We start from the raw sequence: 15,742 nt of genomic DNA, 5'->3' as shown, positions 1-15,742 counted from the left end.
CGGCTCTTTCATTCGCTATGACAGTGGGTCTGACCTTGTGAACGATTCACAAGGTCAGACCCTCTGTCATAGCGAGCAAACCGGCATCGTCGCGCCAGCTTCATCCACCGACAACGGCGTATGCCTCCCGCAGCTGCTCCTCCGACGGCCCGGTGAGGATGCGGGGCACGGCGAGGTCGTGGAGGACGAGGAAGCGGAGGACGGAGCCGCGGGCCTTCTTGTCGACCCGCATGGCGCCGATGAGGTCGTCGAAGCCGGCCTCGACGCCCAGCTCCTCGACGGTGGTCGGGAGGCCGACCTTCGCGAAGGTCGGGGCGTGCCGGGCGGCGATGTCGTCGGAGAGGACGCCGGCGAGGCGGGCGAGCTCGGCGGCGAACACGCACCCGACGGCGACCGCGTCACCGTGGCGGATCGAGTAGCCGGAGTGCTTCTCGAGGGCGTGGGCGAGGGTGTGGCCGTAGTTGAGCGTCTCGCGGCCGGGGTGGCCGTCGGCACCGCCGGTCTCCTTCAGATCGGCGGCGACGACCTCGGCCTTGACCCGGATCGCGCGCTCGATCAGCTCGGCCAGGACCGGCGAGTCGGCGGTGATCTTGTCGCCCGCGATGTGCGCAGCCTCGACCAGCCGCAGGATCTCCGGGTCGGCGATGAAGCCGCACTTGACGACCTCACCGAGTCCGGCGACAAGATCTGCCTCCGGCAGGGTCGCGAGCAGCGCGAGGTCGCACAGCACGCCAGCGGGCTCGTGGAAGGCGCCGACGAGGTTCTTGCCAGCGCCGGTGTTGACCCCGGTCTTGCCGCCGACCGCGGCGTCGACCATGGCGAGCACGGTGGTGGGGATGTGTACGACGCGCACACCACGCAGCCAGCCGGCCGCGACCCAGCCACCGAGGTCCGTTGTCGCGCCGCCACCGAAGGTGACCACTGCGTCAGAACGGGTGAAGCCCCTCTCCCCCAGCGCCTCCCAGCAGTCGGCGGCGACCGCGACGGTCTTCTGCGCCTCGCCGCTGGGCAGCCCGAGGCCGAGCACGTCGTAGTGCTCGAGCAGCTCCTGGACCACCGGCTCGGCCTGCTCGGCCAGCTCCGCGGCGTAGAGGAACGCCACCCGCTGCACAGAGTCGCCCAAGAGCCCCTGCAGACGCGTGGCGAGGCCGGAGCCGACCACGACGTCGTAAGGCGCAGCGCTCTCGACCCGAATGACTGTCTCGTTCAACGTCTGCTCCGTCGTGTCAGTTGCGGTTTCCCGCCGCGGCGGGGTTCTGCCCGCTCAGCGCGGCGGCGATCTCGTCGGCCACATCGGCCGCCGTGCGGTCGTCGGTGTCGACGACCAGCGTCGCGACGGACTCATAGATGGGTGCGCGCTCCTCCAGGAGCGCCTTGATCCGCCCGCGTACGTTGCCGAGCAGCAGCGGACGTCCCGAGCCGAGCCCGACGCGCTTGACCGCGTCCGCGACCCCGACACGCAGGTAGACGACCGTGTGCCCCTCCAGCAGGGCTCGGGTCTGCTCTGCCAAGACAGCACCGCCGCCGAGGGAGACGACACCCTCGTGCTCGGCGAGTGCCGCCGCGACAGCGGAGGCCTCGACCGTACGGAAGTGCTCCTCGCCCTCGTCGACGAAGATGTCCTGCACGCTCTTGCCCGCAGCGGCCGCGATGTCCGCGTCGGTGTCGCGCAGGGCGACCCCGAGACGGGAGGCGAGCAGCGCCCCGACAGTCGACTTGCCCGCGCCCATCGGGCCGACGAGCACGACAGCCGGCATCAGAGCCCGGGAGTTCAACGCAGCCTCAGGTTCTCGAGGTAGGACTTGGCGTTGCGCGCGGTCTCCCCGACCGAGTCGCCGCCGAACTTCTCCAGCGCGGCCTCGGCCAGGACGAGCGCGACCATCGCCTCGGCGACGACGCCGGCGGCGGGCACCGCACAGACGTCGGAGCGCTGGTGGTGCGCCACCGTCGACTCGCCGGTGACGACGTCGACGGTGCGCAGCGCCCGGGGCACGGTCGCGATCGGCTTCATCGCGGCGCGCACGCGCAGGATCTCGCCGGTCGACATGCCGCCCTCGGTGCCGCCGGAGCGCCCGGTCGCACGCCGGATGCCGTCCTCGGAAGGAACAATCTCGTCGTGGGCCTGGGAGCCCGGGGTCGCGGCGAGCTCGAAACCGTCGCCGACCTCGACCCCCTTGATCGCCTGGATGCCCATCAGCGCACCGGCCAGGCGGGCGTCGAGCCGTCGGTCCCAGTGCACGTGGGAGCCGAGGCCCGGCGGCAGGCCGTGGACGACGACCTCGACGACACCGCCGAGGGTGTCGCCGTCCTTGTGGGCCTGGTCGATCCGGGCGACCATCTGCTTGGAGCCGTCGGGGTCAAGGACCCGCACCGGGTCCTCGTCGAGGCGCGCCACGTCCTCAGGCGAAGGAACCTCGACGCTCGGCGTACGGACCCCGCCGATCTCCAGGACGTGGGAGACGAGGCGGGCGCCGAGGGTCTGCTCCAGGAAGGCCGAGGCGACCGCGCCGAGGGCGACCCGAGCCGCGGTCTCACGGGCCGAGGCGCGCTCCAGGATCGGGCGGGCGTCGTCGAAGTCGTACTTCTGCATCCCGACCAGGTCGGCGTGACCGGGCCGCGGCCGGGTCAGCGGCGCATTGCGGGCCTGGCCGGCCAGCACCTCCGGGTCGACCGGGTCGGAGGCCATCACGGTCTCCCACTTGGGCCACTCGGTGTTGTCGATCTCGATCGCGACCGGTCCGCCCTGGGACTCCCCGTGGCGTACGCCGCCGGTGATCCGCACCTGGTCCTTCTCGAACTTCATCCGGGCACCGCGCCCGTAGCCGAGCCGGCGCCGGGCCAGGGCATCAGCGATGTCGTCAGAGGTGATCCGGACATGGGCGGGCAGACCCTCCAACACGGCCGTCAGGGACGGACCGTGGGACTCGCCCGCAGTGAGCCAACGCAACATGGACGTCAGTCTTTCATCCCGACCGCACCAGCCCGTGCACCCGGGCTCAAACCGAGACGGCGAGCACGCCGAGGAGCATCCCCAAGATCATGAAGGGCCCGTACGCCAGGGGCTCGCGCATCGCCTCCCGCGAGCGCCGCGCGAGCGCACGTCCGATGCCCCAGAGGCCGAAGACCGCCAGCCCGGACCAGAGCCCGACCGCGAGCTCGTCCCAGCCGAGGCGACCGAGGACCAGGCCGACGAGCGCTGCGAGCCGTACGTCGCCGAAGCCCATCGCGTGGGGCATCAGTCGCCACAGCAGCCAGAACGCCGAGCGGGCCAGGACGAGCCCGACGACCGCGCCGATGACGGCTCCGGTGTCGCGCACCCACAGCCACTCGAAACCGACCCCCAGCAGCCCCACGACCGTGGCGGCCAGGATCGGCTGCTTGGGCAGCCGCTGCACCCGCCAGTCGACGTAGGCCAGCAGCACCAGCAGCGGCACGAGCGGAGCCAGGAAGACCATCAGCCGCGACGGGGTGACCTGCCAGGCCAGCAGCGCGGCGACCGCCGCGGAGACGCTCACCGCGAGCGGGAGGAGCAAGGCCGATCCGGCCAGGTCGACATAGGGCGACGCCGGCGGGTCGTCGGCTGGTTCGGGGAGACGGCGAAGCAGTGCCGGCACCCCGAGAGCGAGCAGCGCGGCGAGGGCGGCGCTCACCAGCACGACCGCCCCGGGGCTCATGCCGGTGACGGCTCCGTGATCCTCAGCGCCTTCTCCCCCGCTGCCCGCATGGCCTCCAGCGGGGCGGCGCGGCCGGTGAAGAGCTCGAACTGCAGCACAGCCTGGTGCACGAGCAGGTCCAGACCACTGATGGCTACGCCGGGCGCGACCGAGAGCAGCGGCGAGGGCCACGGGTCGTAGACGACGTCGAAGACGACCGGAGTGGACGCCCAACGGTCGATGAGCTCAGGGGTCTGCGCCTTCGCCGGGACGGTGGAGACGACCACGTCTACACCGTCGACTGCCGCGTCCAGCGGCAGCACCGAGACCACCGGCTTGCTGCGGTGACGCGAGATCATCTCGATCGTCTCCCCCGCCGCGCCAGGGTTGCGGGCCAGCAGCGTGATCCGGGAGGCACCGAGCTCGGCGAGCGCGAGGCCGGTCGACGCCGCGGTCGCGCCCGCACCCAGGATCGCACCGGAGGCGCACGAGAAGTCGGCGCCGGCACGTTCCCGGATCGCCGCGACCGCCCCGGGCAGGTCGGTGTTGTCCCCGACCCAGCCGTGCGAGGAGCGCACCAGTGTGTTGACCGCGCCCACGAGCCGCGCCCGCGGCGAGATCGACCGCGCCAGCTCGTACGCCTCCCGTTTGAGCGGCATCGTCACCGACAGCCCACGCCACCGGCTCGGCGGCCAGTCGCCACCGAGGCTGGAGACATAGGAGGCCAGACCGCCGGCAGCCACCCGCGTGGCGTTGTAGGACCAGTCGGACATCTCCAGCTCGGCGTACGCGGCTCGGTGCAACACCGGCGAGAGCGAGTGATCGATCGGATCACCCAGGACGGCACACTTCACGCAGGTCTTCTCCTCAGCAGCTCTTGGACTTGGTTGAACGGCAGTAGGCCTTGTACTCGGCCTTGTACTTCAAGAACTGCTCATAGTTCTTGGCGAACTTCGTCTCACCGGTCTTCAGGTTGACGGTCACGTAGTAGTACCAGTCACCTTCAGTCGGATTGAGCGCGGCCTGAATCGCGGCGTCGCCCGGGGCGCCGATCGGCCCCGGAGGCAAGCCCTTGTTGGTGTAGGTGTTGTAGGGCGAGTCGACGGTCTGTACGTCGACGCCACCGAGCTCGGTGCTTCCAGACTTCCCGAGCGCATAGTTGACCGTCGCGTCGATCTGCAAGAAGCCTGCCTGGCCTGCCGTGCCGGGGTTCTCTACTCGGTTGTAGATCACCTGGGCGATCTTGGCCATGTCCTCGCCACGCCCCTCGGCCTCGACGAGCGAGGCCACGGTCATGATCTGCTCGGCCGTGCACGCCTTGCCGTCGCCGCACTTGAGCTGCTTGGCACGCGCCTCGATGTCGTTGTCGCCGAGCGCCTGCTCATACCGGTCGACCATCATCGCCAGCATCTCGGTCGGCGTGGCATCGGGCGGGAAGGCGTACGTCGCCGGGAACAGGTAGCCCTCGACGTTGCCCTTGGCGTAGTCGGGCAGCCCGATCGCCTCGGTGTCCTGGGCGGCCAACTTGTAGTCGGCCGGCTTCTTCCCGGTCTTCTCGGCGAGCACCTTGTAGATCGCCTTGGCGCGCGATCCTTCGGTGATGGTGACGTTGACCGTGTCGATGTTCTCCGGGTTGGCGAGGACCTCGACGGCGTCGGCGGCCTTCATCTCCTTCTTCAAGGGGTAGAAGCCGACCTGCACGGTCAGCGCCTCCGCGTTGGCCGCGTCGATGAAGGCATCGACCGACTTCACCACGCCGGCGTCCTTCAGGTTGCGGCCGACCGCCGAGACCGAGTCACCCTCGTGCACCTCGAACGAGACCGGGTCCGTGCCCGGGCCGGCATAGTCGGCCGGAGGCGCGACCATGTCCTTGACGTAGTCGACCGCGCGGTCGCCGACGAAGTAGAAGCCGCCGACCACGACGGCCATCGCCACCAGCACGGCCAGGCAGCCACCGAAGCGGCGTTTGCGCTTGGGCGGCTCCTCGTCGAAGTACCGATCGTGATCCGGAGGACCACCACCACCGTCGAAGAAGCCCGGCTGCTGCTCATAGCCCGGCTCGCCGTAGCCACCGGGACGCTGCGGGGGCTCCTGCCGGCCGTAACCGGGCGGAGGCTGCTGCTGACCGTATCCGGGCGGGGGCTCCTGCTGGCCGTACGCGGGCGGGGGCATGCCGCTGCCGGGCATCGGGCGAGGCCCCGGGCGGCGACCCGGCTGACCCGGCTGCTGAGGCGGCATCTGGCCAGGCATCTGCGGCGGCATCCGGCGCGGATCCCGGGGATCCTGCCGGGGGTCTCGCGGATCCGGCCGCTGGCCCTGTCGAGGATCGTGCGGGGGCTGCTGCCGTGGCGGGTAGCCGCCGCGCGGATCGCGACCAGGTGACCCCTGACCAGGGCGACGCGGGTCGCGCGGGTCCGGGGGGTAGTAGCGCTCACTCATTGACCGACCTCGACGATCTCTCCAGGCGCGGTCCCCGAAGCGCGCTCACTGTCCAATGCGTGTTGCAGGATCACGACCGCAGCGGCCATGTCCACAACTGCTCGCCGGTCCTGGCCCTTGCGACCTCGATCTCGGAGCATAGCCTCCGCGGAGACAGTGGTGAGTCGTTCGTCGATGAGACGAACCGGGACCGGGGCCACTCGACGCGCCAGGGACGCGGCGAAGTCCCGGACCTTAGCAGTCGCCGGGTTCTCCCCACCCTTGAGGGACCTGGGCAGGCCGACGACCACCTCGAGCATTGTCGACTCCTCAGCGATCTCGGCGACGATCGCCTGCAGCCGCGCGAGGTCGCCTCGGCCCTTCTTGACCGTCTCCAGCGGCGTCGCCAGGAACCCCGTGGGATCGCTCCTGGCGACGCCGATCCGAGCGTCACCAGGATCGAGACCGAGGCGTACGCCGTGACGCATCAAGCTCCCGTCACGAGCGACTCGACCTTCGCGACGGCGTCGTCGATCTTGCCGACCTCGGTGCCACCGCCCTGGGCGAAGTCGGGCTTGCCGCCACCGCGGCCGCCGACGACCGGCGCGAGCTCCTTGATCAGGTCTCCCGCCTTGACGCCCTTGGCGATGCCCGCGGGGTTGACCGCGGCCACGACTGCGACCTTGCCGTCAGCGTCACCGAAGAGCACGACGGCCGCCGGCGCGTCACCGAGCCGGGAGCGTACGTCCTGGGCGAGCGTGCGCGCGTCGCCGCCGCCCACGCCCGGGATCCGCTGGGCGACGACCTGGACGCCGTTGACGTCGACTGCGGTGGCCGCGATCGTGCCACCGGAGGCGAGCAGCTGTGCCGTACGCGCCCGGGCGATCTCCTTCTCGGCGGCCTTGAGCCGCTCCATCAGGTCGGAGACCCGGCCGACGACGTCGTCGGACTTCGACTTGAGCAGCAGGTTGAGCTCGGAGACGACGTCGCGCTCGCGGGCGAGGTAGTTGAAGCCCTCGACGCCCGTGTAGGCCTCGATGCGGCGGTTGCCGGAGCCGACCGAGGCCTCCGAGGTGACCACGATCGTGCCGATCTGGGCGGAGTGGTCGACGTGGGTGCCGCCGCAGAGCTCGCGCGACCAGGGGCCGCCGATCTCGACGACACGGACCTTGGTGTCGTCATAGGTCTCGCCGAAGAGCGCGATCGCGCCCCATTCCTTGGCCTGCGGGAGGGTCATGTAGTCCCAGGCGACCGGCAGGTCGGCGCGCAGCGCGTTGTTGGAGACCTCTTCGACCTCGTGCATCTGCTCCGGGGTCAGGCCCTTGGTCCAGCCGTAGTCGAGGCGCAGGTAGCCCGGGCGGTTGAACGAGCCCGACTGCAGCGCGGTCGGCCCGAGCACCTCGCGCAGCGCCGCGTGCACCACGTGAGTGCCGGAGTGGGCCTGGCGGGCGCCGAGACGCCACTCCTTGTCGACCTGGGCGTGCACCAGACCACCGGCAGCCCCGCGTGCAGCGAACTCGCCGTCGACCACCCGGACCTGGTGCACGACCAGGCCCTTGACCGGCCGCTGCACGTCGACGACCTCGAGGCGGCCACCGTCGAACTCGATGATGCCCGCGTCGGCGGACTGGCCACCGGACTCGGCGTAGAACGGGGTGCGGTCGAGGACGATCTCACCGATCTCCTCGGGGCCGAGGACGTCGACCGGCTTGCCCTCCTTGAGGAGAGCCAGCGGCTTCGACTCGGTGTCCAGGGTGGTGTAGGCCTGCCAGTCGGTCGGCCCAAAGCTGTCGAGGATGGTGCGGTAGACCGACAGGTCGGCGTGCTGACCCTTCTTGGCGCGCGCGTCGGCCTTGGCCCGCTCGCGCTGCTCGGTCATCAGGCCACGGAAGCCCGTCTCGTCGACCTCGAGACCCGCCTCGGCGGCCATCTCCAGGGTCAGATCGATCGGGAAGCCGTACGTGTCGTGGAGCTGGAACGCCTTGTCACCGGAGAACGTGGTGGCTCCGCTCGACTTCACCTCGGTCGCGGCGAGGTCGAAGATCTGGGTGCCGGCCGCGAGGGTCTTGCGGAAGGCCTCCTCCTCGGCGTCGGCGACCCGCTTGATCCGGTCCCACTCGCTGTGCAGGTCGGTGTAGGTCTCCCCCATCTTGTCGCGGGAGATCGGCAGCAGCTCAGGCATCGCCGGGTCCTCGTACCCCAGCAGGCGCATGTTGCGGATCGCGCGGCGCATCAGGCGGCGCAGCACGTAGCCGCGGCCCTCGTTGCCGGGGGTCACGCCGTCGCCGATGAGCATCAGCGAGGAGCGCACGTGGTCGGCCACGACACGGAAGCGGACGTCGTCCTCGTAGGCCGCGCCGTACTTCTTCCCGGTCAGCTCCATCGCCTTCTCGATGACGGGGAAGACGACGTCGGTCTCGTACATGTTCGCCTTGCCCTGCATCAGGTAGGCGACCCGCTCGAGCCCGAGGCCGGTGTCGATGCTCTTCTGCGGCAGGGAGCCGTCGATGTCGACGTCGTACTTGGACCGCGCCGCGACGACGTTGTCCTGCATGAAGACGAGGTTCCAGAACTCCAGGTAGCGGTCGCCGGCGTCCCAGTCACGGTCGGCGCCGAACTCCGGGCCGCGGTCGATCAGGATCTCCGAGCACGGGCCACCCGGTCCGGGCACGCCCATCGACCAGTAGTTCTCGCTCGGGGGCAACCGCACGATGCGGTCGTCGGGCAGGCCGGTGATCTTCTTCCACAGCTCGACCGCCTCGTCGTCGCCGTTGAGCACGGAGGGGTAGAGGATCGACTCGTCGAAGCCGAAGCCGCCGTCGGCGACCGACTTGGTGATCAGCTCCCAGGCGAGCGTGATCGCGCCCTCCTTGAAGTAGTCGCCGAAGGAGAAGTTGCCGCACATCTCGAAGAAGGTGCCGTGCCGGGTGGTCTTGCCGACCTCCTCGATGTCAGGCGTACGGATGCACTTCTGCACCGACGTCGCCCGGTCGAAGGGAGGCGTGGCCTGGCCGAGGAAGTACGGCTTGAAGGGCACCATGCCTGCGTTCACGAAGAGCAGGTTGGGGTCGTCGAGCAGGAGCGATGCCGACGGCACCACCGTGTGCTCGCCGATCTCGGTGTTCTCGGCGAAATGCGCCGTGAAACGGCGGCGGATCTCCGCCGTGCTCAACCACTCCATCAGGGGGTACTACCTTCCGTGTTCTGCCTCGGGTCCTCGGTCGGCCCGTTCAGTCCAAGTGTCTGCTGACGGGCACCGGTGGCGCCAATCTGTTTCGGTCCCGCGGTTCGGGTCTCGATCCACTCCCGCAGCTCGATCTCCTTCTCGGCCTTGCCGGCGGCCAGCTCGTCGCGGAACATCCGCGCGCCGACCCCGAGCGCCTGAGCGCGGTCGCGCAGCCCGTCGGCGGTGAAGGCCTCCGCGGCCCGCCGCCCCTTGACCATCGCGTACACGCCGGCGCCGGCTCCGGCCACGAACCAGATCGCGCCTCTCATAGGGAGTCCTCCATACGTACGTCCTCGTCAACTGTCTCGCGCTGCCGCGCCCGGTACTCCCGCAGCGCCTCGCGCATCTCGCTCTTACGGTCCTTGCGGGCCCGCTTGACCTCGCGGTGCATCTCGTAGCGGATCTTGAACCGCACCTCGGGCGAGAGCGCCCGGCGGACCCCGTGCACCAGCGCGGCGCTGTGCACCACGGTCTCCCGAAACACGGCGTCCGCGAACGCCGGTGCGGTCAACGTACGCCGCACCACCTGCTCCACCTCAGCAGACTCGCCGTCGTCCGTGTCCTCGCCGAGGGAGGTGATCACGTACTCCTTCTCGGCGGCCCGTTCCTCGCGTCGCCGTCGCCGAGACAGCGGCTCCGGCCGGGTCACTCGCTTCTCCAGCGCCTCGAGCCGCTCGCGCAGCTCGGCCTCGCTGGCCTCGGCCTCCGCGAGCCGGCGCCGCGCGGCGCGGCGCGCCCGGAGCGCGAAGAGCACGACGATCAGCGCCAGGAGTACGACTACCCCTGCCGCAGTTCCCAGGACCCAGGCGGGCACGCTAACCGAGTTCATCGACGCAAACCCTATAGCCCCGCTCCGCTGGTCGAGCCGCCGGAGCCGCTAGGCGAAGGCGTGTCGAGACCAACACAGTCAGCTGCCGCGTACGATGCCCCGGATCTTCTCCCAACGCTCCTTCACTCCCGCCTCAGCGCCGTGGGCCGTCGGGCGGTAGTACTCGGCGTCGGCCACCGCGTCCGGTGCGTACTGCTGGGTCGCGATCCCGAAGGGCTCGTCGTGGGCATATTTGTACGTCTCCCCGTGGCCGATCTTCTTCGCTCCCTCGTAGTGGGCGTCGCGCAGGTGGGGCGGGACGTTGCCGATCTTCCCGGCTGCGACGTCGGCGCGAGCGGCGAAGATGGCATTGGTGACCGCGTTGGACTTCGGGGCGACGGCGAGCGCGATCGTCGCGTGGGCCAGGGTGAGCTGGGCCTCGGGCATCCCGATCAGCTGCACCGTCTGCGCGGCGGCAACCGCGGTCTGCAACGCCGTCGAGTCGGCCAGACCGATGTCCTCCGACGCCAGGATCATCAACCGCCGGGCGATGAACCGTGGGTCCTCCCCCGCCTCGATCATCCGCGCCAGGTAGTGCAGCGCCGCGTCCGCGTCCGACCCCCGCACCGACTTGATGAACGCGCTGACCACGTCGTAGTGCTGGTCGCCCTGGCGGTCGTAGCGCACCGCCGCCTGGTCCACGGCCCGCTCGGCCGCCTCGAGCGTGATCTCGCTGTCCCCGGTGGTCGAGCTTGTCGAGACCGCGCCGGCCGCAGCCTCCAGGTAGGTCAGGGACCTGCGCGCGTCACCACCGGCGAGGCGAACGAGATGGTCGAGCGCCTCGTCGCTGATCGTCACCGAGCCGCCAAGGCCCCGCTCGTCCTCCAAGGCACGCATGAGTACGCCCCGGATGTCGTCGTCGGTCAGCGACTCGAGCCGAAGCAGCAGCGACCGCGACAGCAGCGGCGAGATCACCGAGAAGAAGGGGTTCTCCGTGGTGGCCGCGACCAGCGTGACCCACCTGTTCTCCACGCCCGGCAGCAGCGCGTCCTGCTGGGCCTTGCTGAACCGGTGGACCTCGTCGACGAAGAGCACCGTCTCCTTGCCGGTCGCGACCAGCTCGGCCCGGGCGGAGTCGATCGCCGCCCGCACCTCCTTGACCCCGGCCGAGACGGCGGAGACCTCCACGAAGCGCCGGTCGGTGGACTTGCTCACGATGCTCGCGATGGTCGTCTTCCCGGTCCCCGGCGGCCCCCACAGCAGCAGCGAGAGCGACTGACCACCCTCGACGACCTGGTGCAGCGGCGACCCTGCCGCCTTGAGCGAGCTCTGCCCGACCAGCTCCTCGAGCGTGCGCGGCCGCATCCGCACCGCCAGCGGCGCGGACGCACGGTCACTGTCAGACAGCGACCCGCCCCTGGTCGGGCCGGACGGCTGCGCGATATCGAAGAGTCCCTCCACACACCCAGCCTATGGGGGCGGACCGACACTCGGTCAGCCGATGCGCACCCGGGGGTCCAGGACACTGTAGAAGAGGTCGACGATCACGTTGCTGCTGATGATGATCGCGGCCGAGATCAACGTCGTCGCCTCGATCACGGGCAGGTCGCTCTGTCCGACCGCCTCGAGAGCACGCAGCCCCAGGCCGGGGATGTCGAAGATCAGCTCGGTGAAGATCGTTCCGGTGAGCAGGGTGCCGAAGTCGATGCCGAAGATCGTCACGATCGGCACGATCGCGGCCCGCAGTGCGTGCGTGTAGATGACCCGGCCTTCCTTGAGCCCCTTGGCCCGGGCCGTACGGATGTAGTCCTGGTTGAGCGCCTCGATCATCGATCCTCGGGTGAACCGCGCGTACTTGGAGGAGTTGACCAGCCCCAGCGCGAGCCAGGGCAGCAGCAGAGCCCACGCCCATTGCAGCGGAGAGTCGGTGAAGGAGTGGTAGCCCTTCTGCGGGAAGAGGCCGAGCCCCACCGCGAGGAACAGGAACGCGAGCAGGACGAACAGGTAGTACGGGATCGACTCGATCACCAGCGTGGCGCCGATGACGGCCTTGTCGGACATGGTGCCCCTGCGCCTGGCGGCGAACATCCCGATCGGCACGCCGACCAGCAGGATCGTCACGCCCGCGCCGAGCGCCACCGACACCGTCGGCCCGATCCGGTCCTTGATGTCGTCCCAGACGTTCACCCGGTAGATGAAGCTCACCCCGAAGCAGGGAGCCTCGCAGTCGTACGTCTCCGAGCCGGCGTTGATCTCGCGGCCGGTGACGATGCCGGACATGTACTCGGCGTACTGGACGTGGATCGGCGCATCGAGGTTGAGCGCCTCACGGATCGCGTCCTGTCGCTCCACCGTGCACTTCGGCTCGGGGCACATCGCGTTGGCGGGGTCGCTCGGACCGTAGGTGAAGATCGCCACCACCGCGATCGAGACCGCGAACAGCACCAGCACTGCCGAGATCAGCCTGCGAACGACAAAACCGAGCATGGTGAGGGGTCTCGCTTTCTAGAGATCGTGTCACGGGCTCCTCGCCCGGAGGGGGTGCCACCAGAGAGTCGGGTGGCACCCCGGTTGCCGAACCGGTCCGGCGCGTGGAGCCGCGCCGGACCGTCACGTCACTTGGTGACGTACATCGTGCTCAGGGTCGGCATGCCCTTGGTCGGCTCGTTGAAGACTCCACCGAGCTTCGAACCCTTGATGAACGCGCTGCCCGCGTACCCGATCGTGACCGCCGGGTAGTAGGTCTCCTGCATCCACTTGTCGAACTCGCCCCAGGCGCCCGGGACCTCGTCCGGGTCCATCTTCAGGATCTCGGCCTGCTTGGCGTCAGCGTCGGCCTCCTTGAAGTTGGCCGGGTTCGGCATGCCCTCCGTGTTGGCGAGCTTGCCGTCCCACTGAGCCGGGAACCAGGAGCCGCCCGAGGGCCAGTCGGAGCACCAGCCGCTGCTGCGCAGGTTGATGTCAGCCTTCAGGTCGCTGCGGTCGTCACGGATGGTCTCCGTGGTCGACGCCAGCGGGGTCGCCTTGAAGCCGGCGGCCTCGTACGCCTTGACCTGCTGGTCCTTGACTGCGACAGCCTCCTCGTCGTCACGGGCGTAGTACCACTTGAGCTCGAAGCCCTCCGCGCCAGCTTCCTTCAGCAGCGCCTTGGCCTTCTCCGGGTCGGTGGTCTGACCGTCCTGGCCCTCGGGGTACTCGTAGTCGACGCGACCAGCGGTCCCCGGGGGGAGGATCGCGGTCGACGGCTGACGGGTGACACCGACGATCTCGCCGGCAGCCTTCCACGCGGCCTGGTAGGGGTAGGCCCAGCCGATGGCCTCGCGGATCTTCTTGTCCTTGATCTTGTTCTGGTCCATGAAGACCATGAACGTGCACGGCGAGGAGCCGAGGATCAGGTTGTCTGGAGCCGTCTCCTTCACGGACTTGTAGGTCTGCGGGGTCACGTTGTCGTAGGTCAGCGTGGTCTGCGCAGCGCCCTTGTCGCCCTTGATGGTGTTCTCCAGCTTGGCCGTGTCCTGGGCGAACTTGAAGCTGAAGCCGTCGACGGCCTGGATCCGGCCGGGGTCGCTGGCCGCGTCCCACTGGTCGTTCTTGACCAGCTCGAGCGAGGCGCCCGGCTTGTAGGACGCGAACTTGTACGGACCGGTCGCCATCGGGTGCGACTCATAGGCCAGCGGGTCGGTGTCCTTCGCCTTCGGGATCGGCGAGAACACCGGGAAGGAGGCGTAGTAGTCGAGCTCGGGGAACGGCTGGGCGAGCTTGATGATCACCTTGTTGCCGTCCACCTCGACGCCCTTGTAGTCCTCGCCGCCGTACCAGCCGTTACCGGCTTCGTAGCCGGAGAGCTTCTTCAGCTCGGCCTCGGTGTCGGCGAAGGGACCCTTGTACTTGTCACCGTCGACGAAGAAGGTGGTCTGGTAGGTCGGGCCGTCGGGAAGCGTCTCGATGGCGAAGGACCGCTTGATGCCGTACGCCACGTCCTCGGCGGTGATCTCGGTGCCGTCCTCGTACTTGACGCCGTCCCTGAGCTCGAACGTCCAGGTCAGGCCGTCCTCGGAGGTCTTGCCGAGGTCGGTCGCGAGGTCGGGGACCAGGATGGTGTCCTTCGACTCCTCGTCGTAGACGTACTGCGTCAGCGAGCGAGTGACCAGGCCGGACATGATCGCACCGGAGTCGGTGTAGTAGGTCCGGGTCGGGTCGAGCGTGTGCGGCGCGACCGAGGTGAGGATCGACACGGTGCCGCCCTCGGCGGCGTCCGCCGGGACCTTGACCGGGCCTTCGGCGGTGGCATCCTTACCAGCGCCGGCGCCACCACCCTCGATGAACTCGCCATCGTTACCTTCGGACCCTCCGCCTCCCCCGCCGCACGCAGCAGTGAGCATCAGGGCAGCGATCGCACTGGCGGCAATCGCTGTTCTCTTCATTCGCATCGTATGTGTCCACCTTTCAGGGCTCTTGATGCCTCTCTCCGACAACGTGATCACCGGAAAGACTTGGGATCGAAGGCGTCACGAATGGCGTCTCCGAGCAGGTTGAGCGCGAAGACCAGGACCACGATCCCGATGATCGGCGCGTACAGGTACAGCGGGTACTCCTCGAACCAGCCCTGGGCGCGGTTGATCGTCTGGCCCCAGGACGGGCGGCCGGTGACGCCCACACCGAGGTAGGCCAGCGAGGCCTCCGCAGCGATGAGCGCGGGCAGCATCAGCGAGAACGAGACCACGATGGGCGCGACCAGGTTGGGCAACAGCTCCTTGAACAGGATCCGGCGGGTCGGCATGCCGAGGACGTGCGCTGCCTCGATGAACTCCCGCTCGCGCAGGGAGATGACCTCGCCACGCACCAGACGGGTCAGTCCCATCCAGCCGAAGACCGAGAGGATGATGATCATCGCGATCAGGGAGGCGGAATCGAGCAAGGCCGGCTGGTCCCCCCAGCGGTCGATGATCATCGGTGCGACCGCGATCGCGACGAGCAGGAACGGCAGTGTGAGGAACAGGTCGGTCATGAACGTGATGATCCGGTCACCCCAGCCACGGCTGTAGCCCGCGATCAGGCCGAGCACGACGCCGACCACCGTGGAGACGATCGTGGCCACGGAGGCGACCATCATCGACGTACGAGCGCCGTAGAACCATTCCGCCAGCAGGTCGTTGCCCGAGTTGGGCTCCAGACCGAGCGGAGCCTCCCAGGTGAAGCCGTAGTTCGGCGGACCGATGACCGGGTAGTTGAACGAGTCGGTGTCGGTCACCGGGTCCCCGGCCCGCACCTCGACACCGAACAGCCTGCACAGCTGCGGGGCGAAGATCGCGATCAGGATGTAGAGCAGGACGATGCCGGCACAGAGCATGGCGATCTTGTCCGAGAGCAGCCGATCCATGGCGATTCGCATCGGCGAGCGGCCGGCGACCTTCTTGGTGCGCGGCTCCGGATCGACCTCGGGACCAGAACCCTGGATCAACACTTCGGACACAGTCATACGCTCGGATCTCCGTTCGAATGCCTCGGGCTCGGCTCGCCCAAGACCAGACCACTTGGCGCAGTCCCGAACCAGCGCGCTGCCTCAAGTTATGCCAAGTGCAGGCGGTGCGGGAGGCTCTACAGATAACGGTTCGGTACCGACAGCGATCTATGACA

14 protein-coding genes are annotated in these 15,742 nt (G+C 69.0%); all 14 read right to left on the bottom strand.

The genetic code is table 11. The annotated features are described in order from the left end of the window. Positions 1 to 100: 100 nt before the first annotated feature. Entirely contained in the window at positions 101 to 1,210 is a 1,110-nt protein-coding gene (gene aroB / locus H5T77_RS23645) for a 3-dehydroquinate synthase (protein WP_292653063.1), read from the bottom strand. Positions 1,211 to 1,226: 16 nt separating this feature from the next. Beyond that, positions 1,227 to 1,757, bottom strand: a complete 531-nt coding sequence (locus H5T77_RS23640; protein ID WP_292653064.1) for a shikimate kinase — start codon at positions 1,755 to 1,757, stop codon at positions 1,227 to 1,229. Positions 1,758 to 1,771: 14 nt separating this feature from the next. Then, entirely contained in the window at positions 1,772 to 2,950 is a 1,179-nt protein-coding gene (aroC, locus tag H5T77_RS23635) for a chorismate synthase (RefSeq protein ID WP_292653062.1), read from the bottom strand. Between the two features lie 46 nt (positions 2,951 to 2,996). Then, entirely contained in the window at positions 2,997 to 3,674 is a 678-nt protein-coding gene (locus tag H5T77_RS23630) for a prepilin peptidase (protein ID WP_292653061.1), read from the bottom strand. Next, the gene (locus H5T77_RS23625; protein WP_292653060.1) at positions 3,671 to 4,507 is read right to left on the bottom strand and encodes a shikimate dehydrogenase; all 837 of its coding nucleotides are present in this window, start codon (positions 4,505 to 4,507) and stop codon (positions 3,671 to 3,673) included. Before H5T77_RS23625 ends, H5T77_RS23630 begins: the two co-directional genes overlap by 4 nt. Before the next feature lie 13 nt (positions 4,508 to 4,520). Beyond that, positions 4,521 to 6,092 carry an endolytic transglycosylase MltG gene (gene mltG, locus H5T77_RS23620; RefSeq protein ID WP_292653059.1) on the bottom strand — a complete coding sequence of 524 codons (1,572 nt, stop codon included), beginning with the start codon at positions 6,090 to 6,092 and terminating at the stop codon, positions 4,521 to 4,523. After that, positions 6,089 to 6,559, bottom strand: a complete 471-nt coding sequence (ruvX, locus tag H5T77_RS23615) for a Holliday junction resolvase RuvX (protein ID WP_292653058.1) — start codon at positions 6,557 to 6,559, stop codon at positions 6,089 to 6,091. The genes mltG and ruvX overlap by 4 nt, the downstream gene beginning before the upstream one ends. Then, the gene (gene alaS, locus H5T77_RS23610) at positions 6,559 to 9,243 is read right to left on the bottom strand and encodes an alanine--tRNA ligase (RefSeq protein WP_472850367.1); all 2,685 of its coding nucleotides are present in this window, start codon (positions 9,241 to 9,243) and stop codon (positions 6,559 to 6,561) included. The genes ruvX and alaS overlap by 1 nt, the downstream gene beginning before the upstream one ends. Before the next feature lie 8 nt (positions 9,244 to 9,251). Further along, positions 9,252 to 9,566: a DUF6167 family protein gene (locus H5T77_RS23605; RefSeq protein ID WP_292653056.1), complete on the bottom strand. Its 315-nt coding sequence runs from the start codon at positions 9,564 to 9,566 to the stop codon at positions 9,252 to 9,254. Continuing rightward, complete coding sequence (locus H5T77_RS23600; protein WP_292653055.1) at positions 9,563 to 10,126, bottom strand: hypothetical protein; 564 nt, start codon at positions 10,124 to 10,126, stop codon at positions 9,563 to 9,565. Before H5T77_RS23600 ends, H5T77_RS23605 begins: the two co-directional genes overlap by 4 nt. A 78-nt stretch (positions 10,127 to 10,204) precedes the next feature. Then, a complete protein-coding gene (locus tag H5T77_RS23595; RefSeq protein ID WP_292653054.1) occupies positions 10,205 to 11,566 on the bottom strand; it encodes a replication-associated recombination protein A in 1,362 nt (453 codons plus the stop codon). 33 nt (positions 11,567 to 11,599) lie between these two features. After that, positions 11,600 to 12,592, bottom strand: a complete 993-nt coding sequence (locus H5T77_RS23590) for an ABC transporter permease (protein ID WP_292653053.1) — start codon at positions 12,590 to 12,592, stop codon at positions 11,600 to 11,602. 128 nt (positions 12,593 to 12,720) lie between these two features. Next, positions 12,721 to 14,529: an ABC transporter substrate-binding protein gene (locus H5T77_RS23585; RefSeq protein ID WP_292653052.1), complete on the bottom strand. Its 1,809-nt coding sequence runs from the start codon at positions 14,527 to 14,529 to the stop codon at positions 12,721 to 12,723. A 56-nt stretch (positions 14,530 to 14,585) separates the two neighbouring features. Next, the gene (locus tag H5T77_RS23580; protein ID WP_292653051.1) at positions 14,586 to 15,584 is read right to left on the bottom strand and encodes an ABC transporter permease; all 999 of its coding nucleotides are present in this window, start codon (positions 15,582 to 15,584) and stop codon (positions 14,586 to 14,588) included. Between the last annotated feature and the right edge of the window lie 158 nt (positions 15,585 to 15,742).

The organism is Nocardioides sp., from assembly GCF_014360585.1.
Classification (GTDB): domain Bacteria; phylum Actinomycetota; class Actinomycetes; order Propionibacteriales; family Nocardioidaceae; genus Nocardioides.
The sequence above is the reverse complement of the archived record's forward strand: the minus strand, read 5'-3'. Positions and strand labels throughout refer to the sequence as shown.